Here is a 19,011-nt window from a genome sequence, read left to right on the forward strand (position 1 = left end):
CCGCCGGCACCCCACGGTGCCGGCGGCGCGAAGGTCAGCTCAGGTGGCGACCTCCAACAGCGCCCGGCCAGGAGCGCGCCGCACCGGCGACCGGCCTGCCCGGCGCGGGGATGATCGGCGCGGGCGGCCGGACGACGGGTCGAGCCAGATGCGCACCTCGGGCGCGCCGGCCCGGCGAGAGATCATCGCCACCTCGACCGTCAGCTCGAACAGCCGCCAGTCGACCCGGGGCTCGGCGCGTAGGTTGGCGGCGATGGCTGCGATCAGCCGCGGGTCGCTGACCGGCTCGGCCCGCCCGGCGACATAGGCCTCGTCGTCGTTGTCTTCGGGTGGGAACGAGTGCAGCGCGTAGCGCCCGTCGCGCTCGAGGTCGCGGCGTTTGGGCGAGTCGACGACGAAGCAGAACAAGCCGTCGTCGGTGATCACCGGTGAGACCGGGTGCACCCGCGGACCGCCGTCGGCGCGGACCGTCGCGAGGTAGCCCAGGCCGGGCCCGTATTGGTGCATGAGGGCGTGGATCGCCCGCGCAAGTCGCGGCTCATCAGCGGCGAACTCAGACCAGGAAGCCATGGAGTGATTCTATCGTACATACGTACGAACCATAGGGTGATTCAATGCTGCTCTCCGATCGTGACCTGGTCACGGAGATCAAATCGGGCGCCCTGACGCTGGAGCCGTTCGAGCCCGCGCTGGTGCAACCCTCCAGCATCGACGTGCGGCTTGACCGGCTCTTTCGGGTCTTCAACAACCACCTCTACACCCACATCGACCCGGCGGTTCAGCAGGACGAGCTGACCTCGCTGGTCGAGGTGCCCGACGGTCAGCCGTTCGTGTTGCACCCGGGCGAGTTCGTCCTCGCCTCCACGATGGAGGTCATCTCCCTGGGCGACCGCCTCGCCGGCCGCCTCGAGGGCAAGTCCAGCCTCGGCCGGCTCGGCCTGCTCACCCACTCGACCGCGGGTTTCATCGACCCTGGCTTCTCGGGTCACGTGACGCTGGAGCTGTCCAACGTGGCCAACCTGCCGATCATGCTCTGGCCCGGCATGAAGATCGGCCAGCTGTGCATCTTCCGGCTGTCGTCGCCGGCCGAGCACCCGTACGGCGCCGCCGTCTACGGCTCCCGCTACCAGGGCCAGCGCGGCCCGACGCCCAGCCGCGCCTGGCAGAACTGGCGCACCTGGCCGACGGCCCCACCAGCATGAAACGGCGGGGGGCCCGAAGGCCCCCCGCCGTCGAACGAACGACCGATCTAGCGCTTCTTCACCGATCGATAACCCGTGATCGGCATGTTGTTGACGCTGGAGACCTGGACCGGTTTGCCGGCCCGTGCGGCGTGCACCATCTGACCGTTGCCGATGTACAGACCCACGTGGCTGATCGGGCTGTAGAAGAACACCAGGTCACCGGCCCGCGGCTTGGACACCGGATAGGTCTCGTCCCACTGGTCGCCGGTGTAGTGGGTGAGCGAGACGCCCGCCTTCCCCCACGCGTAGAGCGTCAGGCCTGAGCAGTCGAACGAGTTCGGCCCGTCGGTGTTGAACACGTAGGGCTTGCCGACCTGGGCACACGCGGTCTTGACCGCCGTCGCCTCGGCCGTGGTCACCGTCGTGATCTTCGGGCAGTTGGCCACGCTCACGCGGGTCGGCGGCAGGGACGCCTCGAGCTTCTTGATGTCCGCGGCGATCTGCTTCTTGCGCGCGGCGAGCTCGGTGTCGGTCTTCTTGTTGGCCGCGACGAGAGCGTCGAGCTTTTCCTTCTGCACGTTGAACGCGTCGCGCGCCTTGACGACGTCGGCGATCTGCGCCTGCTCGTGCCGGGCCAGCATGTCGATGATGACGAGCTGGTCGGTGAGGTCGCCGGTGCGTGCGCCGCTCAGCAGCATGCTCAGCTCACCGGTCGGACCCGTCTTGTAGTGCTGGGCCGCGATGACACCGATCCGGTCGAGCGCGATGTCGGCCTTCAGCGACAACGGCTCGATTTTCTTTTGTAAGTCTTTGGCTTTCTTTTGGTTTTTCTGAAGATCCGAGTGGACCTTGTTGTACTGCTCGATGACGGGCTCGAGCTGCCGCCATTTCTTGTCGATTTCAGCCTCGATCTGCTGCGGTGTCGGCTCGGCAGCAGCGAGGCCCGCGGGCAGCACAGCGGCGACCACGCCGAAGGCCAGGGCCAGTAGAACGCGGACGAACGGCCGGGACGCGCGCAAGGCGATTGCCTCCCGTAGTGAGACTGAGTGGGCGTGGGGGGTACGCCGCCGAGGAAACACATTAGGGAATGGCGAAACGGGTCGCAAGGCCGCATTCGCTGCGCTGTCAGGCGGGTACGGGCGGTGTAACACCAACGCCGGGAAAGCCCGAATTGCCCTGACCCACAACGGCATTCAACACATCGTCGAGAGTCACTACACCGAGGGGTGCGCGGCCGTCACTGACCAACACCATGTGCTGCCGCTCACGCCGCATCGAGAGCAGGAGATCGGCCAGGGACCGGTCCGGCGGTACGACCGTGAGCAGCCGGATCATCTCCGCCGGCACCGCTGCCGTCCGGCTCGCGCCGGCGTACCCGATGATGTCCTTGACGTGCACGAAGCCCAGCACCCGGCGGGTGCTGCGCTGCACCACCGGGAAGCGCGACCGCCCGGTCCGGGTCGCCAGCACCTCCAGCGACGCCGGCGACACGTCCTCTGCGACCGTGGTCACCGACGACCAGGGCCGCATGGCGTCGGCGGCGGTGCGGTCGTGCAGCGCCAGCGCGCCGGTGATCCGGGCGTGCTCCTCGGAGCCGAGCAACCCCTCCGTCCGCGCCTGCGAGACCAGCCCGGCGAGCTCCTCCGCGGTGAACACGGTCTTCACCGCGTCGGTCGACTCGACCCGCCACAAACGCAGCACCACCTTGGACACCCACTTGAGCGCGACCAGCAACGGTTTGGTCGACACGCAGAACGCCAGCATCGCCGGGCCCAGCCAGAGCGCGGAGGGCTCCGGGCCGGCGATCGCGATGTTCTTCGGCACCATCTCGCCGATCACCGTGTGCAGGTAGACGACGATCATCAGCGCGACGACGAACGCCACGGGGTGCACCGCCGCCTCCGGCAACCCGGCCGCGTGGAACGGACCCTCGAACAGGTGGGCGATGGCCGGCTCCGCGATCGCGCCGAGGCCGAGCGAGCAGATCGTGATGCCGAGCTGCGCGCCGGCGATCATCAACGGGATCTGGTTCATCGCCGACAGGGTCATCCGGGCCCGCCGGGACGTGCCGGCCAGCGGTTCGATGACCGTGCGGCGCGAGGCGATGAGCGCGAACTCGCTGCCGACGAAGAACGCGTTGCCCAGGATCAGCACGGCCGTGATCAGCAGGTTAAGCATGCTCGGCCTCCGGGCTGACCACGCGCACCTGCTCGATCCGGTGCCGCTCGACCTCCACGACGGTGAACTCCCAACCCGCGTCGCGGATCTCCTCGCCGGCCACCGGGATGTGCCCGAGCCGGGCCATCAGGAAGCCGGCCAGCGTCTCGTATGGACCCTCGGGCAGGCGGAACCCGGTCAGCTCGGCCAGCTCGTCCGCGCGCAGCATGCCGTCGACGAGGAACGTCCGCTCGCCGCCCGGCACGGTCAGCTCGACGGCGCCGGTCTCCGCGACCGCCTCCAGGTCGAACTCGTCCGCGATCTCGCCGACCAGCTCCTCGACCAGATCCTCGACGGTCACCACGCCGTCGGTGCCGCCGTACTCGTCGACCACGATCGCGAGGTCCGCGTCCGCCGCCCGCAGCGCGGTGAGCACACCGTCCAGATCCAGACTCTCCGGGACGTAGACCGGCTCGCGGGCCACCGCGGCCACCGTCGTGGTCGTCCGCCTTGCCGGGGGTACGCCGAGCGCGTCCGGGACCGCGACCACACCGGTGATCAGGTCGAGGGTGTCCTCGTACACCGGGAAGCGGGTCCGCCCGGTCTCCTGCGCCGCGGCGAGCAGCTCGGCGACGCTGGCCGACGCGGGCAGCGCGATCACGTCGACCCGCGGGGTCATCGCCTCCGCCGCGCGCTTGTCGCCGAACCGGATGGTCCGCTGCAGCAGCATCGCGGTGTCGGATGGCAGGGCGCCCGCCCGGGCCGAGATGGCGGCCAGCAGCCCGAGCTCCTCGGGCGACCGGGCACTGGCCAGCTCCTCCTGCGGCTCGATGCCGAGCCGCCGCACCACCCAGTTCGCCGACGCGTTGAGCACCGCGATGAGCCCACGGAAGACGGCCGAGAACCAGCGCAGGGGCACCACCGTGCCGAGCACCGCGGACATCGGCCGGGCCAGCGCCGCGTTCTTGGGCACCAGTTCGCCGAAGAGCATCGAGAGCAGCGTGGCCAGGGCAAGGGCGAGGATCGTCGTCACGGTACGGGTGGAGTCGTGCGCCAGAGGTTCGATCAGCGGCCGGAACAGCTTGGCCAGCGCCGGCTCCGCCAGGTAACCCGTGAGCAGGGCGGCGATCGTGATGCCGAGCTGCGCACCCGAGAGCTGAAACGACAGTTCGTGCAGGGCCTTGCGGACGGTGGCGGCGCGCTTGTCACCCTCGGCCGCGCGCCGGTCGATCTCCGCCCGGTCCACGGTGACCAGACCGAACTCGGCCGCGACGAAGAAGGCGTTGGCGCCGGTCAGCAGCACGAACCCGACCAGCGGAAGGATGGTGGTGAGCAATAGGTCGTCGATGATCGGTTCACCTCGGGCGGGATTGTTTCACGACTCCGGTGTCCTGGGGTTTTCCGCAGGCCGTCGGGTGGTCGGCCGCATGGTGGGTGACCGGCACCGTCCATAGCGTCGGTCGCATGATCCTCTCCACCGAACCGCAGACCGGGGGCGGCGTCGCCGCCTGGGCCGTCGACCTGATGGAGCGCCTCGGCGCACCCGGCGCCGGCCTGGCGGTCGCCCTCGAGAACCTGTTCCCGCCACTGCCCAGCGAGGTCATCCTGCCGCTCGCCGGCTTCACCGCCAGCCGCGGCGACATGAGCCTGGCGGCGGCCTTGTTCTGGACCACCGCCGGCTCGGTCGTCGGCGCGCTCGCGCTCTACCTGGTGGGTGCCGCGGTCGGCCGGCAGCGGATCCGCGCGATCGCCGCCCGGCTGCCGCTGGTGCGCCTGCGGGACATCGACCGCACGGAGGCGTGGTTCGCCCGGCACGGCACCAAGGCGGTGTTCCTCGGCCGGATGGTCCCGATCTTCCGCAGCCTGATCTCCGTGCCGGCCGGTGTCGAGCGCATGCCGTTGCCGACGTTCCTGGCCCTGACCACGGCGGGCAGTCTCGTCTGGAACGCGGTGTTCATCCTGGCCGGCTACCAGCTCGGCGAGTCCTGGTGGCGGGTCGAGGCGTACGCCGGCGTCCTTCAGAAGATCGTCATCGGTGCGGTCGCCGTGGGTCTCGTCTGGTTCGTCGCCACCCGGTTGGTGCGACTCGGGCGCTAGGAACCCAGGTAGTGGAGGACCGCCAGGATCCGTCGGCTGTAGCCGGTGGTCCGGGACAGGTCGAGCTTGTCGAAGATCGCGTTGACGTGCTTCTCCACCGCGCTCTGCGAGACGTGGAGGTGGGCCGCGATGCCGGCGTTCGTGTGGCCCTGCGCCATCCGGTCGAGCACCTCGGCCTCGCGCGCGGTCAGCCGGCGCAGCGGGTCCGTGTGCGACGTCCGGGTCAGCAGTTGGCGGACCACCTCGGGGTCGAACGCGGCCCGGCCGGCGGCCACGCGGTCCAGCGCGTCCAGGAACTCGCCGACCTCCGCCACCCGGTCCTTGAGCAGGTAGCCGACCCCGTCGCTGCGCGTGGTGAGCAGCTCGACCGCGTACCGCCGCTCGACGTACTGCGACAGCACCAGCACACCGACCGCCGGCCACCGGTCGCGGATCTCCACGGCGGCGCGCAACCCTTCGTCGCGGTGGTTGGGCGGCATCCGGACGTCCGCGACCACCACGTCCGGCTGGTCGGCCGCGACGGCGGCCAGCAGCGCCGGCGCGTCACCGACCTCGGCGACCACCTCGTGGCCCTCGTCGGTCAACAGCCGGGCCAGGCCGGCCCGCAACAGGACCGAGTCCTCGGCGAGGATCACGCGCATGGCAGCTCCGCGGTCACGGTGGTCGGTCCGCCGGCCGGGCTGTCGACCGTGAACGAGCCGTCCAGGGCCGCGGCGCGCCGGGCCAGTCCCGCCAGTCCGCCGCCCGCCGGGTCCGCGCCACCGGGGCCGTCGTCGGTCACGGTCACGCGCACACCACGGGCAGCCGGCACCACCGACACGGTGACCCGGCTGCCCGGGGCGTGCTTGGCCGCGTTGGTCACCGCCTCGGAGACCACGAAGTAGGCGGCGGTCTCGACCGCGGTCGGGAGCCGGCCGACCTGGCAGTCGACCGCGACCGGGCCGCCGCCGCGCTCCGCCACCCGGGCCAGCGCCTCCGCGAGGCCCAGGTTGTCGAGGTCGGCGGGGTAGGCGCGCCAGGCGACGTCGCGCAGGTCCGCCAGGATCTGCCGGGCCTCGTCGTGGGCCTGCCGGATCAGGTCGTCGGAGCGGGCGCGGTCGTCGGTGCCGCGCCGGGCCTGCCCGAGCAACAGCCCCAGGGCGACGAGCCGCTGTTGTACGCCGTCGTGCAGGTCCCGTTCGATCCGCCGGCGCTCCGCGTCGACGGCCGCGACCACGCCCGCCCGGCTGGCCGCGAGCTCGCTGATCCGCCGCTCGTAGCGGGCCCGGTCGCTCGGCGCCAGCATTCGGCCCGCGAGCCACCGGTCCAGCGCCGCCACGCCGAGGAAGCCCTGCACGGCCAGGAACAGCAACACCAGGCCGCCGACGACCTGTGCCGACACGATCAGCGCGCCGCTGCGGCCGACGAACAGGTCCCGGGCCCAGACCGCGCCGGTGACCAGGCCGTAGAGGAAGAGCAGGGCGACGAACCCCCCGAGCAGACCCACGAGCCAACGGACACCGAGGTACGCGACCGCACGGCGCCCGGGATAGTCGTCGAGGTGCTCGACCGCGGCGCCGCCGGGCAGGAAGGCCGCGATCCGCCGGCGCTCCACCTCGACCAGGTGGCGGGCGGGGCGCTCGATGCCGACCGCCTGGCGCCCGCGGATCAGCTCGACCAGGGCGACCAGCGCGGCCCAGCCGAGAAACGCGAGCTCGGCGACGGCGGTGGCGGCACCGACGGACACGCCGACGAACAGCCGGCCACCCGCACCGAGCACCCCTGCCACCATGGCCTGCACGGTACAACTGTGGTTTTCCGCAGGCCGCGGGATGTGGAATGGCTCAGTTGGGGCTGTAGGCGAGCAGCGCCAGGTCCCGCACGTTCGCAGGCTCGGTCACCTCGGCCTTGACGTTGCGGTCAGGGCCCAGCAACGTCAGCTTGTGGTCGTCGGTACGCACGAGCGTGTCACCGTTGGGCTGGAACAGCACCGCCGTCACCGCACCCGACACCGGCAGACCCACGTCCCCACCCGTAGCCACTTCGACGACAGCGTCAGCGAACAGATCCCGCCCGATGTCACCCGCCGGCTCGTCACCCGTGCGCTGGTTGACCGCCATCAGCCTCCCGTCCGGCGAGATGCTGAACGGATCACAACTGCTCCGGCGCTGCGGGTTCGTCTCGCTGTCCGAGTCGCCGAACACGGGCACCAGACGGGCGTTGCCGCCATCGGCGTCCGCCGTGCCGATCTGGCACGTGCCGGAGGCGTACCCGAGGCGTTGCCCATCGGCCGACCACAGGAAATGGATCCCGTCGACCTGATGCGGCAACGGCGTGAACACGCCCGACTCCACCATGACCACACCCATCGTCGTATCTCCGGCGCCGGCACTCTTCGCCACCAGCAGACGCCGCGAGTCCGGCGACCACGCCGGCTCGAAACCGACGCCGACACTGCCCCGCAACACAGTCCGCTTGCCGCCCCCGTCCCGATCGGTCACCACCACGTCACCGTCGCCGTCGACGTACGCGATCGACGCACCGTCCGGCGACACGTTCGCGCTGAAGGCGCCGGCGTTCAACACCGTCTGCACACCCGACCTGGTCAACCGCACCAGCCGATCCGAGTCGGCGTAGTACAGCCAGCCCGGCAGCCCCGCGACGGAGCCGACGACCGCCGGCGGGCTCGACGATGGCGGCGCGGTCGCCGTTGGCTGGAGTGTCGGCGACGGCAGGTCGGTTGCGGAAGGCGGGCCGACTGCCGGCGTGTTCCCCTGCGTCCCTGGCAGGCCTAGCTGCCAGGCGAAGACGCCGGCCAGGGCCAGCACGCACGCGGCCGCGGCGCTCCCGACCATGGCCCGGTTGCGCCCGATCCGCTTCGAGCGGGACAGCGACCGGTCGAGGAGGTCGGCCGGCTCCGCCTGGTCGCTGATGCGAGCGAGGCTCTCACGCAGTCGGTCGTCGCTCATCGTCCGGCTCCCTGAGATGTGGTACGAGCTTGCGCAGGTGCTCGATAGCCCGCGCGGCCTGGGTCTTGACGGTGCTGACCGACACGCCCAGTATGTCCGCCGCCTCGGCCTCGGTGTGATCCTCGAAGTAGCGCAGCACCACCACTGCCCGCTGGCGTTTGCTGAGCGATCCCAGCGCCCGTTCGAGGGTGATCCGCCAGGCGATCGCGTCCGGGTCGTCAGGACCGCCGCGGTGCGCCGGCTCGGGCAGTTCGCCTGGGAGGAACTCCGCCACCTTCCGGCGCCGCCACACCGAGACCTGGAGGTGGTACATGACCCGGCGGGCGTACGCTTCGGCGTTTCCGGTCTCGTGGAGCCTGGACCAGGACCGGTGGGTACGGGCGAGGGCCTCCTGGACGAGGTCCTCCGCGAGGTGTTGATCGCCGGTGAGCAGGTAGGCCGACCTGAGCAGGGCATGGCTCCTGGCCCGCACGAACGTCGCGTACTCGTCCTCGCGGGTGGCCATGCATGATCCGATCAACGAGGAACCGTAGGCGGTTGGGGAGTTTAGTACCGCCACCGTCGGTGTGCTGACCGGCATCGAAGCTCCGAAGATCGGGACTGCCCGCGGCGCCCCCGTGTGCGCCGCGGGCAGCCGCATCATCAGTTGGCGCTGTAGGCGAGCAGCGACAGGTCCCGCACGCTCGCGGGCTCGGTCACCTCGGCCTTGACGTTGCGGTCAGGGCCCAGCAACGTCAGCTTGTGGTCGTCGGTACGGACGAGCGTGTCACCGTTGGGCTGGAACAAGACCGCCGTCACCGCACCCGACACCGGCAGACCCACGTCCCCACCCGTAGCCACTTCAATGACCGCGTCCGCGAACAGATCCCGCCCGATGTCACCGTCCGGCTCGTCGCCCGTGCGCTGGTTGACCGCCATCAGCCTCCCGTCCGGCGAGATGCTGAACGGGTCACAACTGCTCCGGCGCTGCGGATCCGAGTGGCCGAACACGGGCACCAGACGGGCGTTGCCGCCATCGGCGTCCGCGGTGCCGATCTGACACGTGCCGGTCGCGAATCCCAACTTCTCTCCGTCGGCGGACCAGAGGTAATGGATGCCGTCAAGCTGATGCGGCAGCGCGGTGAACACGCCCGACTCCACGGTGACCACACCCATCGTCGTATCCCCGGCGCCGGCACTCTTCGCCACCAGCAGACGCCGCGAGTCCGCCGACCACGCCGGCTCGAAACCGACGCCGACACTGCCCCGCAACACGGTCCGCCTGTCGCGCCCGTCCCGATCGGTCACCACCACGTCACCGTCGCTCTCGACGAACGCGATCGACGCACCGTCCGGCGACACGTTCGCGCTGTAGGCGCCGGCCTTCAGCACCGTGTCCACTCGCGACCCGGTCAACCGCACCAGGCGGTCCGAGTCGGCGTAGTACAACCAGCCCGGCAACCCCGTGACCGAACCGCCGGTCGACGGCGACGCGGAGGGAGCGGCAACCGGGGGCACCGACGCCGGGGCCGGGCTTCCGGCGCTGGCCGGGTCGGTTCCGCAGGCGGCCGTCAGCAACAGCGCGGCGCCGGACAGGCAGGCGGCGGCGCCCTGAAGGGCCCGGCGAGAGATGTTCGTGTTCATGACTGAGAACCCCGTTCGAGAGGAATGAAAGGAAAGTCGCCGGCCGGGCGTCGTGCACGTCCTGTGCGCATATCAAGACGCGACCCGGGCTCGACCCGGGTGACAGGCCGTTCGGCTTTCTTTCACTCAACTGAACGGTGGATGCGGGACGGGTTCTATCCCGCGGCGGTGACCTCCGGCTCGGCGGAGGAGGCCGGGCTCTCGGGCTTGACCGAGCGCAGCAGCACCGTGGCCACGTCGACCACCTCGACGCCGTCCGTGGCGCCGGCGGCCTGCTTGGCGGTGACCCCGTCGCTGATCATCGTGAAGCAGAACGGGCAGCCGACCGCGATCGTGTGCGCGCCGGTGGAGATCGCCTCTTCGACGCGCTCGATGTTGATGCGCTTGCCGATCCGCTCTTCCATCCACATCCGGGCGCCGCCAGCGCCGCAGCAGAACGAGCGCTCGGAGTTACGCGGCATCTCGGTCAGGTCGGCGCCGCCGGCGGAAGCCTCGAGGACCTCGCGCGGCGGGGTGAAGACCCGGTTGTGCCGGCCCAGGTAGCACGGATCGTGGTAGGTGACACCGCCGTCGACCGGCTGCACCGGGGTCAGCTTGCCGGAGGCGACCAGGTCGGCCAGCAACTGGGTGTGGTGCACGACCTCGAAGCTGCCGCCGAGAGCGCCGTACTCGTTGCGCAAGGTGTTGAAGCAGTGCGGGCAGGACGCGACGATCTTCTTGACGCCCGCGTCGTTGAGGGTCTCCACGTTCTGCTGGGCGAGCATCTGGAACACGAACTCGTTGCCGATCCGCCGCGCCGGGTCGCCCGTGCAGGTCTCACCCTCGCCCAGGATCGCGAAGTCGACGCCGGCCTCGTGCAGCAGCGTGGCGACCGCGCGGGTGGTCTTCTTGGCCCGGTCCTCGAACGCGCCCGCGCAACCGACCCAGAAGAGGTATTCAAAGTCGTCGCCGGCGCCGGCCCGCTTGACCTCGAAGTCCAGGCCCTTGGTCCAGTCCTCGCGGGTGTTCGGCGGCGCGCCCCACGGGTTGCCCTTGTTCTCGAGGTTGCGCAGCATCACGCCGGCCTCGGACGGGAACGACGACTCGATCAGCACCTGGTAGCGGCGCATGTCGACGATGTGGTCCACGTGCTCGATGTCGACCGGGCACTGCTCGACGCAGGCGCCGCAGGTCGTGCACGACCACAGCACGTCCGGGTCGATCACGCCGCCGTCGGACGCGCTGCCGATCAGCGGCCGGTCGGCCTCGGCCATGGCCAGCACGTCGACCCCGGCGAGTTGCTCCTGGCTGGCCTTCTCCTCGCCGGTCAGGTCCTTGCCGCCGCCGGCCAGCAGATAGGGCGCCTTGGCGTACGCGTGGTCGCGCAGCGAGAGGACCAGCAGCTTCGGGGAGAGCGGCTTGCCGGTGTTCCAGGCCGGGCACTGCGACTGGCACCGGCCGCACTCCGTGCACGTGGAGAAGTCCAGGAGACCCTTCCAGGTGAACTGCTCCACCTGCGCGACGCCGAATTGGTCCTTTTCCGGGTCGGCCTCCTCGAAGTCGAGGAGTTGGCCGTTGGAGGTCATCGGCCGCAGCGCGCCCAGGCCCGAGCCGGCGGGCTTCTCGGGGTCGCGCTTGAAGAAGATGTTGGGGAACGCCAGGAAGCGGTGCCAGGCGACGCCCATCGTCAGGTTGAGCGAGATGACGATGAGCCACGTCATCGAGATGACGATCTTGATCGCGGCCACCACCGGCGCGCCGGCCTCCCACGCCGGCAGCACCGAGCCCAGACCGTGCGACAGCGGCGCCGCCCAGGTGGGGAACTCGAGGTGGTCGTTGGCGGCCTTGAACCCGCGGATCAGGAACCCGCAGACCAGCACGCCGACGATCACCCACTCGACGAAGTAGCCCTGCCACATCGTCGAGCCGGTGAACCGGGACAGCCCGCGCGCGCGGCCCGGCCGGTTACGCAGGCGCACCGAGATCAGGTAGAGGATGCCCAGGATGCCGAGGATCCCGATGATCTCCGTGACGAAGCCGAAGACCACCCAGCCCGAGAGCCACGGTATGCCGCCCGCCGGCGAGGCCACCTCGAAGTAGGCCTCGAGCACCAGCAGCGAGAGGACGACGAACGCCACCATCACGAACCAGTGCGCGGCGCCGATCGCGGACCACTTCAACATCCGGGTGTGCCCGGCGGTCTCCGTGAGCATGACCTTGGTGCGGGCACCCCAGGAGCCGAGCCGGGCCGGGTCGGGTTGGCCCTGCCGGACCACGGCGAGCATCCGCGTGACAGCGCGGGCCGCCAGCGCCACGGCGACGAGCGTGATGAGACCAGCGATGGTCGTACAGATGATCTCGACGACGCCCATGCGCCCAGCCTCCGTTGGCCTAGGTGTGCCTGAGAGCCAGGTTACGACACGGGTTACTAGTCAGTAACGTGAGGTGTGCCGCACCTGGTCTACCAGGTCACCTTAGTCAACAGATCTTTAGCGCCAACGGCTGAACACCGCGAGCGAGGCGACCATCGCACCGAAGCCGATCGCGAGGTTCCAGTAGCTCCACGACGCCACCGGGTAGTTGGTGTCGGAGAGGTAGTAGACGACCAGCCAGGCGATGCCGAAACCAATCAGCGCGACGCCGGTCACAGGGAGCCAGCGCGGGCTCGGCTTGCGGCTCGCGGCCACCGACGACGGACGTACGTCGGTGGGAGGGGTGTAGACCTTCTTCTTGCGAACCTGCGACTTGGGCACGACGCTCTCTCCTGGTTGTGGTCCTCGCTCGGGCCTGTCAACCGGCGATGGTCCATGGCCAATAATGTTCGCCAGCTAGCGTAATCGGCGCGGCGCGTCGCGGCCATGGACGGGCGGCATCCGGTTATGGGAATAATCCCGGCAGCGTGCACGGAGGAGGAGCCAGGTGCCCGACTCTACTGACTGGCGGGCCGCTCTGCGGCGGGCGGCGCGCGTCCGCAAGCCGCGCAATGCCTGGTCAGCGCTGGTGCCGCTGATCGCGCTGGCGGCCGGGCTGCTGTTCACGACCACGGCCAAGACCGCCGACGGCACGGCGCTGCGTGAGGATCGCCGCCCGCGGCTCGCCCAGGTGGTCAACGAGGAGCGCGACCGGGTGACGGCCAGCCAGCAGCGGGCCCGCGAGCTCGCCGCCGCGGTCAAGAGCCAGACCGACGAGCTGGCCCGCACCGACGGCCCCATCCGCGCCGAGAGCGACCGTGCCAAGGGCATGGAGCCGGCCGCCGGGTTCACCGCGGTGCACGGCCCCGGGCTGACGGTCCGGCTCGACGACGCGCCGCAGCGGGCCGGCGAACGGCCCGACGGTGTGCGCCCCGACGACCTGGTCGTGCACCAGGGCGACGTGCAGGCCGCGGTCAACGCCCTCTGGGCCGGTGGCGCGGAGGCAATGTCGATCATGGGGGTCCGCGTGTTGTCGACCAGCGCGGTACGCTGCGTCGGCAACACTTTGCTCCTGCACGGACGTGTCTACTCACCACCGTTCGTGATCACGGCGATCGGTGATCCCAGCGCGATGCAACGGGCGTTGGGAGAATCCGACGGCGTACGTCTCTTCAAAGACGCTGTCGATCACTTCCAGCTCGGATATCAAGAGACGGTGGAGAAGGACGTGACGATACCCGCGTTCGAGGGGTCCAGTGCCCTCCGATCGGCGAAGGTGACCTCATGAGGCTTTCGCCGTCATGACGGACGATCAGAACGGACGGCATCGCGCGCGTGACGACGTCGACGCGACCGCGGTCATACCGCGCGTGGTCGACGCGACCGGGCGCCGGCCGCATCCCCGCCCGCTGGAATACCAGGGCGCCCGCCAGCCCGCGGCAACCGTGCGCGACGTGCCGGTTACTCCGGGTGTGTCGCTGCGGCCGCCGGCGCCCGAGCCCGACAGCACGGCGGTGATCCCGAGAGTGGCGCCGCAGGCGCCCGACCAGACCGCGGTGATCCCCAAGGTGTCGCCCAACCCGAAGCCGACCGCACCGGCGCCCGCACCGGCGCCCGCGCCCGCACCCGCGCCCGACGTGACCACCGTGATGGGCGCGGTGCCACCGGCGCCCGAGAAGCCCGACCCGGCCGACCTGCCGCCCCCGCCGAAGCCCCGGCGCGGCGAGCGGGTGGTGCGGCTGCGGGCCGAGAACGTCGGCGACGACTACCGCAGCGTCTACTCCGAACTGACCCGGCCCACCGTCTGGTCGCGGATCCGCGCCGGCATCCGGGTCGGCGGCGAGCTGATGATCACCGTCGGCCTGGTGGTGCTGCTCTTCGCCGCGTACGAGGTCTGGGGTGTCGGCGTCGTCCAGGGCGGCAAGCAGGATGCCCTGGCCGGCGCGCTCGAGCAGCAGTGGGCCAACGAGCCCGGCGACGACCCGACGGTCGGCCCGACCGCCGGCACCGGCGGGCTCGGCTCCAAGATCCACGGCATCGCGAAGCTCTACATCCCGGCTCTCGGCCAGCAGTGGGTGGTGGTCGAGGGGGTCACCCAGGCCGACATCCGCTACGCGCCGGGCCACTACCCCGACACCGCGCAGCCCGGCCAGATCGGCAACTTCTCCGTCGCCGGCCACCGCAACAGGGCCACCTTCTGGCGGCTCGACGAGCTCAACAACGGTGACGCGATCGTCGTCGAGGACAAGGCGAACTGGTACATCTACAAGGTCGTGAAGACCCGGATCGTGCTGCCGACGCAGGTCGAGGTGGTCGCGCCGGTGCCGATGCTGCCCGGCTCCAAGCCCACCAAGGCGATGGTCACGCTGACCACCTGCAACCCGAAGTTCGACAACTACCAGCGCCTGATCGTGCACGGTGAGCTGGCTCGGACCCAGCCGAAGTCGCAGGGCGACCCGGCCGAGCTGGGAGGCTGACCGGTGTACGCGTGGATCTGGCGCAAGCTGCCGTTCGACGGCGTCGTGGGCAAGCTGCTGACCTCGCTCGTGCTGATCACGGGCATATTGGCACTGTTCTGGTTCATCGTGTTTCCTTGGGCTGAGCCGCTGCTGCCGTTCGACGACGTCCAGGTGACGCAGGACGGCGGCGTCCCGGGCGCACCGGGCGGCGCGGGCGTGGACGACCCGGGTGTCGGCACGCCCGACCCGCGCGAGTCCGGGTTGGGCGACCACGACCTGCCGTACTCGACCGCGACCGACAACCCGCTTCCGAGGTAGCCACCATGCGCGTGCTGGTGATCGACAACTACGACTCGTTCGTCTTCAACCTGGTGCAATACCTGGGCCAGTTGGGTGTCGAGTGCGACGTGCGGCGCAACGACGAGATCGAGGTCGCGGCCGTCGGCCGGTCCGGCGCCGCGGGCGTCCTGCTCTCACCCGGCCCGGGTACGCCCGACCGGGCCGGCATCTGCCTCGACGTGATCAAGGCATACGCGGGCGAGCTGCCGATCTTCGGGGTGTGCCTGGGGCACCAGGCGATCGGTGCGGCCTTCGGTGCCACCGTGACGCGCGCGCCGGAACTGCTGCACGGCAAGACCTCGCTCGTGCACCACCGCGGCGCGGGCGTGCTGGCCGGCCTGCCCGAGCCGTTCACCGCGACCCGCTACCACTCGCTGGCCGTGCTGCCCGAGACGCTGCCCGACGAGATCGAGGTGACCGGCACCACCGAGTCCGGCGTGGTGATGGCCATGCGGCACCGCACGCTGCCGATCGAGGGCGTGCAGTTCCACCCGGAGTCCGTGCTGACCGAGGGCGGGCACCTCATGCTCGCCAACTGGCTCGCGGCATGCGGCTATCCCGCGGCCCTGGAGCGCGCTCCCGAGCTGGTCGCCGAGGTCGACGCGCGCCGTCAGGCGGCGTTCGCCACCGCCTGACGCGCGTCAGTTCCGCTGGGCCCGATCGTCGCCGACGACCGGACGCCCGCCGCCGATGCCCGGGATGATGTCGCCGATCCCGCCGTTGTTGCCGCCCGGAGGCGGCGACGTGGGTTCGTCGGTGGGCTGCTCGTCGGGCTGGACGAAGACCGTCACCGTGATGGTGATCGTGTCGCCCTTCTTGGCTTCCTTGCCGCCGCCGGGATCCTGGCTGGTGACGCGGTCGGCCAGGTTCTGGTTCTGGACCTCCTGGCCTTCCTTGATCTCCACGTCGAAGCCCTTGTCGCGCAGCAGCGCCTCGGCCACGTCCTTGGTGCGGTTGACCACGTCGGGCACCGGAATCAGCTCGCCGTTGGAGATCTGCACCTTGATCGCGGTGTTGGGCTTGACCGAGGTGCCGGCCTTGTCGACGCTGATCACCTGGTCCTTCGGCAGCGAGCTGTTGACCGCGTCGAAGTCGGGCCTGAGCTTGAGCTCCTTGAGCGCCCGATCCGCCTCGGACCGGCTCTGACCCTTGAGGTCGGGCACCACCACCGTGCCGGGGCCGGCGCATACGGTCAGGTTCACCGTGCTCTGCTTCTCGGCCTTGGAGCCGCCCGCCGGGTCCTGGGCGGTGACGGTGTTCTCCTTGCAGTCGGCCGCCTGCTGCGGCGTCGACTCGACGGTGAACCCCTGCGCGGTCAGCGCGGCCTGCGCCTGCGCCACCGGCTGGCCGACCACGGACGCGACGTCGACCTTCTCGCCCCGGGCGTTCTGCACCAGCAGGCCGGCCACGAGTGCGATCACCGCGAGCACGCCGAGCACGCTCAGCACGGCCAGCACCCAGTTGGAGCGCTTGCGGGCCTGCGCGTCGCCCACCCGGGCCGCCGGGATCGCCCGCGTCGGCGGGCCCTGCTGCCGGCGGACCTGGACGGTGGCCGCGTTCGCCGCGCCCATCGGCATGGTCTCCTGGTCGCGCATCACCGGCGTGGCCAGCACGGGCCGGCCGGTGGCGGCGCGGAGCAGGTCGGCGCGCATCTCGCCGGAGCTCTGGTAGCGGTTGAGCGGGTTCTTGGACAGCGCCTTGAGCACGATCGCGTCGATCGGCGGTGTCACGTCGCGGTTGATCTCGCTCGGCGCCCGCGGGTCTTCCCGGACGTGCTGGTAGGCGACGCTGACCGGGCTGTCGCCGACGAACGGCGGGTGGCCGCAGAGCAGCTCGAAGAGCACGCAGCCAGCGGCGTAGACGTCGGAGCGGGCGTCGACCGCCTCGCCCCGGGCCTGCTCGGGCGAGAGATACTGGGCCGTGCCGATCACCGCGCTGGTCTGCGTCATCGTGGTCGCGCCGCTGGCCAGGGCCCGGGCGATGCCGAAGTCCATGACCTTGACCTGGCCGTTCTGCGTGAGCATCACGTTGCCGGGCTTGATGTCGCGGTGGATGATGCCGTGCCGGTGGCTGAACTCCAGCGCCGCGCAGATGTCGGCGGTGATCTCCAGGGCCCGGCGCGGCTGCAACCGGCCTTCGGCGGCCAGCACCTCCTTGAGGGTGCGGCCGTTGACGAACTCCATGACGATGAACGGCAGGGTCTCGCCGGTCGGCGCGATCTCCTCACCGGTGTCGTAGACGGCCACGATCGCCGGGTGGTTGAGCGAGGCGGCGTTCTGGGCTTCGCGCCGGAACCGCATCTGGAACGTCGCGTCGCGGGCGAGGTCGGTGCGGAGCATCTTGATCGCGACGTCCCGGCCGAGCCGGAGGTCGCGGCCGCGGTGCACCTCGGCCATGCCGCCGTATCCGAGCAGCTCGCCGACCTGGTACCTGCCACCCAGCAGGCGGGCCTGCGTCATCTCGTCAACATTCCTTCGCTCGTCATCCCGATGTGGAGGATTCGCTCTCCAAGACGGTACGGGGCGTCAGCCGCCTCGGTTCCACCGACGGGTAGATGAAGCGCGGTCGTTACCTTCCCGATGGGGGCCATCGAGCCCGCCCCGCCGCTTCCGCCGTCGTTGTTGCGGAGACTGAGCATGTAGGAGATGACACCGGCGCAGACCAGAACCAGCACGCCGAGTATCACTGCCAACACGACCAGTAACCGTCGTCCTCCGCTGCCGGGTTCGGCGACGGAGGGCGCCGACGCATAACCGTATCCTGCGGACGCCGGTGGCCGGTTTGCCGGCACGTTCGGGTAGCCGCCGCGCGCCACCGGCCCGGCGGGCTGCGGTGGCCGGGGGTTGCCCTGTGGCGGCGCCGGCTTGGTCGGGCCGGGCACGGTGGCCCGCCCGCTCGGGGCCAGCGCGGGGGACGCGGGCGCGCCCGAGATCGGCCCGGCCTTGGGCGGGATCGTCGGCGACAGCGGCCGGTGCGGCACAACGGGCCCGCCGGTGGCCAGCGTCGCCGCGGCCTGCCGGGACACGGCCGAGAAGGCCGAGGCGGTGGGCCAGCGAGCGGCCGGGTCCTTGGCCATCGCCCGGTCGACGATCGACCGGATCGCCGGCGGGATGTCGCCGGGCAGTGGGCGGGCCGTCTCGCGGACGTGCTTCATGGCGATCTCGAGCGGGTTGTCCCCCTCGAACGGTCGGCGCCCGGAGAGGCACTGGTAGGCGACCACGCCCAGGGCGTACACGTCGGAGGACGGGGTGGCGGTGGCGCCGGCCGCCTGCTCGGGCGAGATGTAGGAGGCGGTGCCGAGCACGGAGCCGGCCGCGGTGAGCTGGCCCACGATGTCGGAGCGGGCGATGCCGAAGTCGGTCAGCACCAGCGTGCCGTTGGGACGCACCAGCAGGTTGCCGGGCTTGACGTCGCGGTGGACGATGCCCTTCTCGTGCGCCGCCTGCAGCGCGTCGGCCGCCTGGGCGACCAGGGCCATCGTGCGGGCCGGGGTGAGCCGGCCGACCCGGCTCAGCGTGCGGGAGAGCGCGTCGCCCTCCACGTACTCCATGATCAGGAAAGCGATCTGCTGGTCGCTGCCGTAGTCGTAGACGTCGACCACGCCGGGGTGGTTGATCGTGGCCATCGTGCGCGCCTCGCCGCGGAACCGCTCGGCGAAGCCGGGCTCGTCCAGCAGCGCGGGCAGCAGGATCTTCACGGCCACTGTGCGGCCCAGCACCTCGTCGGTGCCGCGCCAGACATCGCCCATGCCGCCGCCGGCGATGCGCTCGTCGAGGCGGTAGCGCCCGCCGAGCATGACCCCGGGACTGATCAC

General features: G+C 70.7%; 18 protein-coding genes and 1 pseudogene. 6 read left to right on the plus strand and 13 right to left on the minus strand.

What is annotated here, in order from left to right:
* Window positions 1–39: 39 nt before the first annotated feature.
* On the minus strand, window positions 40–570 hold the full coding sequence (locus Air01nite_RS23345; RefSeq protein ID WP_203705187.1) for a pyridoxamine 5'-phosphate oxidase family protein: 531 nt from the start codon (window positions 568–570) through the stop codon (window positions 40–42).
* 44 nt (window positions 571–614) lie between these two features.
* Between Air01nite_RS23345 and dcd the strand changes: the two genes are divergently transcribed.
* On the plus strand, window positions 615–1,202 hold the full coding sequence (gene dcd / locus Air01nite_RS23350; RefSeq protein WP_203705189.1) for a dCTP deaminase: 588 nt from the start codon (window positions 615–617) through the stop codon (window positions 1,200–1,202).
* Window positions 1,203–1,249: 47 nt separating this feature from the next.
* Here the strand turns inward: dcd and Air01nite_RS23355 are convergent, their stop codons facing one another.
* From Air01nite_RS23355 to Air01nite_RS23365, 3 genes are read right to left on the minus strand one after another with little or no spacing between them, the layout of a single operon-like run.
* Window positions 1,250–2,377 (minus strand): C40 family peptidase, encoded by a 1,128-nt coding sequence (locus tag Air01nite_RS23355; RefSeq protein WP_203705190.1) that lies wholly within the window; start codon window positions 2,375–2,377, stop codon window positions 1,250–1,252.
* Entirely contained in the window at window positions 2,310–3,362 is a 1,053-nt protein-coding gene (locus Air01nite_RS23360; RefSeq protein WP_203705192.1) for a hemolysin family protein, read from the minus strand. Before Air01nite_RS23360 ends, Air01nite_RS23355 begins: the two co-directional genes overlap by 68 nt.
* Window positions 3,355–4,689, minus strand: coding sequence for a hemolysin family protein (locus Air01nite_RS23365; protein ID WP_203705249.1), 1,335 nt, complete (start codon window positions 4,687–4,689; stop codon window positions 3,355–3,357). The genes Air01nite_RS23360 and Air01nite_RS23365 overlap by 8 nt, the downstream gene beginning before the upstream one ends.
* 116 nt (window positions 4,690–4,805) lie before the next feature.
* Here Air01nite_RS23365 and Air01nite_RS23370 point away from each other — a divergent pair.
* Window positions 4,806–5,426 (plus strand): annotated as a pseudogene (locus Air01nite_RS23370) (DedA family protein); the annotation flags it as partial.
* 8 nt (window positions 5,427–5,434) lie between these two features.
* On the opposite strand, the gene Air01nite_RS23375 reads toward Air01nite_RS23370, so the two are convergent.
* The 7 genes from Air01nite_RS23375 to Air01nite_RS23405 all read right to left on the minus strand — a co-directional run bounded on the left by Air01nite_RS23375 (window position 5,435) and on the right by Air01nite_RS23405 (window position 12,741).
* The gene (locus tag Air01nite_RS23375; RefSeq protein ID WP_203705196.1) at window positions 5,435–6,079 is read right to left on the minus strand and encodes a response regulator; all 645 of its coding nucleotides are present in this window, start codon (window positions 6,077–6,079) and stop codon (window positions 5,435–5,437) included.
* Window positions 6,070–7,209: a sensor histidine kinase gene (locus Air01nite_RS23380; protein ID WP_203705197.1), complete on the minus strand. Its 1,140-nt coding sequence runs from the start codon at window positions 7,207–7,209 to the stop codon at window positions 6,070–6,072. Before Air01nite_RS23380 ends, Air01nite_RS23375 begins: the two co-directional genes overlap by 10 nt.
* 52 nt (window positions 7,210–7,261) lie before the next feature.
* Window positions 7,262–8,386 (minus strand): TolB family protein, encoded by a 1,125-nt coding sequence (locus Air01nite_RS23385; protein ID WP_203705199.1) that lies wholly within the window; start codon window positions 8,384–8,386, stop codon window positions 7,262–7,264.
* Window positions 8,364–8,891, minus strand: coding sequence for a SigE family RNA polymerase sigma factor (locus tag Air01nite_RS23390; RefSeq protein ID WP_203705201.1), 528 nt, complete (start codon window positions 8,889–8,891; stop codon window positions 8,364–8,366). Before Air01nite_RS23390 ends, Air01nite_RS23385 begins: the two co-directional genes overlap by 23 nt.
* Window positions 8,892–9,028: 137 nt before the next feature.
* Window positions 9,029–10,009, minus strand: coding sequence for a TolB family protein (locus Air01nite_RS23395; RefSeq protein ID WP_203705203.1), 981 nt, complete (start codon window positions 10,007–10,009; stop codon window positions 9,029–9,031).
* Window positions 10,010–10,164: 155 nt separating this feature from the next.
* Window positions 10,165–12,360 carry a (Fe-S)-binding protein gene (locus Air01nite_RS23400; protein WP_203705205.1) on the minus strand — a complete coding sequence of 732 codons (2,196 nt, stop codon included), beginning with the start codon at window positions 12,358–12,360 and terminating at the stop codon, window positions 10,165–10,167.
* Between the two features lie 117 nt (window positions 12,361–12,477).
* The gene (locus Air01nite_RS23405; RefSeq protein ID WP_203705207.1) at window positions 12,478–12,741 is read right to left on the minus strand and encodes a cell division protein CrgA; all 264 of its coding nucleotides are present in this window, start codon (window positions 12,739–12,741) and stop codon (window positions 12,478–12,480) included.
* A gap of 166 nt (window positions 12,742–12,907) precedes the next feature.
* Here Air01nite_RS23405 and Air01nite_RS23410 point away from each other — a divergent pair, with 166 nt between their 5' ends.
* Genes Air01nite_RS23410 through Air01nite_RS23425 form a run of 4 tightly spaced genes read left to right on the plus strand, consistent with a single transcriptional unit; the run spans window position 12,908 to window position 15,832 of the window.
* Window positions 12,908–13,687, plus strand: coding sequence for a DUF881 domain-containing protein (locus Air01nite_RS23410; RefSeq protein WP_203705208.1), 780 nt, complete (start codon window positions 12,908–12,910; stop codon window positions 13,685–13,687).
* Window positions 13,688–13,700: 13 nt separating this feature from the next.
* Window positions 13,701–14,876, plus strand: a complete 1,176-nt coding sequence (locus Air01nite_RS23415; protein WP_203705209.1) for a class E sortase — start codon at window positions 13,701–13,703, stop codon at window positions 14,874–14,876.
* Between the two features lie 3 nt (window positions 14,877–14,879).
* Window positions 14,880–15,176: a hypothetical protein gene (locus Air01nite_RS23420; RefSeq protein WP_203705210.1), complete on the plus strand. Its 297-nt coding sequence runs from the start codon at window positions 14,880–14,882 to the stop codon at window positions 15,174–15,176.
* 5 nt (window positions 15,177–15,181) lie between these two features.
* Window positions 15,182–15,832: an aminodeoxychorismate/anthranilate synthase component II gene (locus tag Air01nite_RS23425; protein ID WP_203705211.1), complete on the plus strand. Its 651-nt coding sequence runs from the start codon at window positions 15,182–15,184 to the stop codon at window positions 15,830–15,832.
* Between the two features lie 6 nt (window positions 15,833–15,838).
* Here Air01nite_RS23425 and pknB read toward each other — a convergent pair whose 3' ends face one another.
* Together pknB and Air01nite_RS23435 are read right to left on the minus strand one after the other, a co-directional pair.
* Complete coding sequence (gene pknB, locus Air01nite_RS23430; protein ID WP_203705212.1) at window positions 15,839–17,656, minus strand: Stk1 family PASTA domain-containing Ser/Thr kinase; 1,818 nt, start codon at window positions 17,654–17,656, stop codon at window positions 15,839–15,841.
* Complete coding sequence (locus Air01nite_RS23435) at window positions 17,653–19,011, minus strand: serine/threonine-protein kinase (protein ID WP_203705215.1); 1,359 nt, start codon at window positions 19,009–19,011, stop codon at window positions 17,653–17,655. Before Air01nite_RS23435 ends, pknB begins: the two co-directional genes overlap by 4 nt.

The sequence above is a fragment of the Asanoa iriomotensis genome, assembly GCF_016862515.1.
GTDB classification, from domain to species: Bacteria; Actinomycetota; Actinomycetes; order Mycobacteriales; family Micromonosporaceae; genus Asanoa; species Asanoa iriomotensis.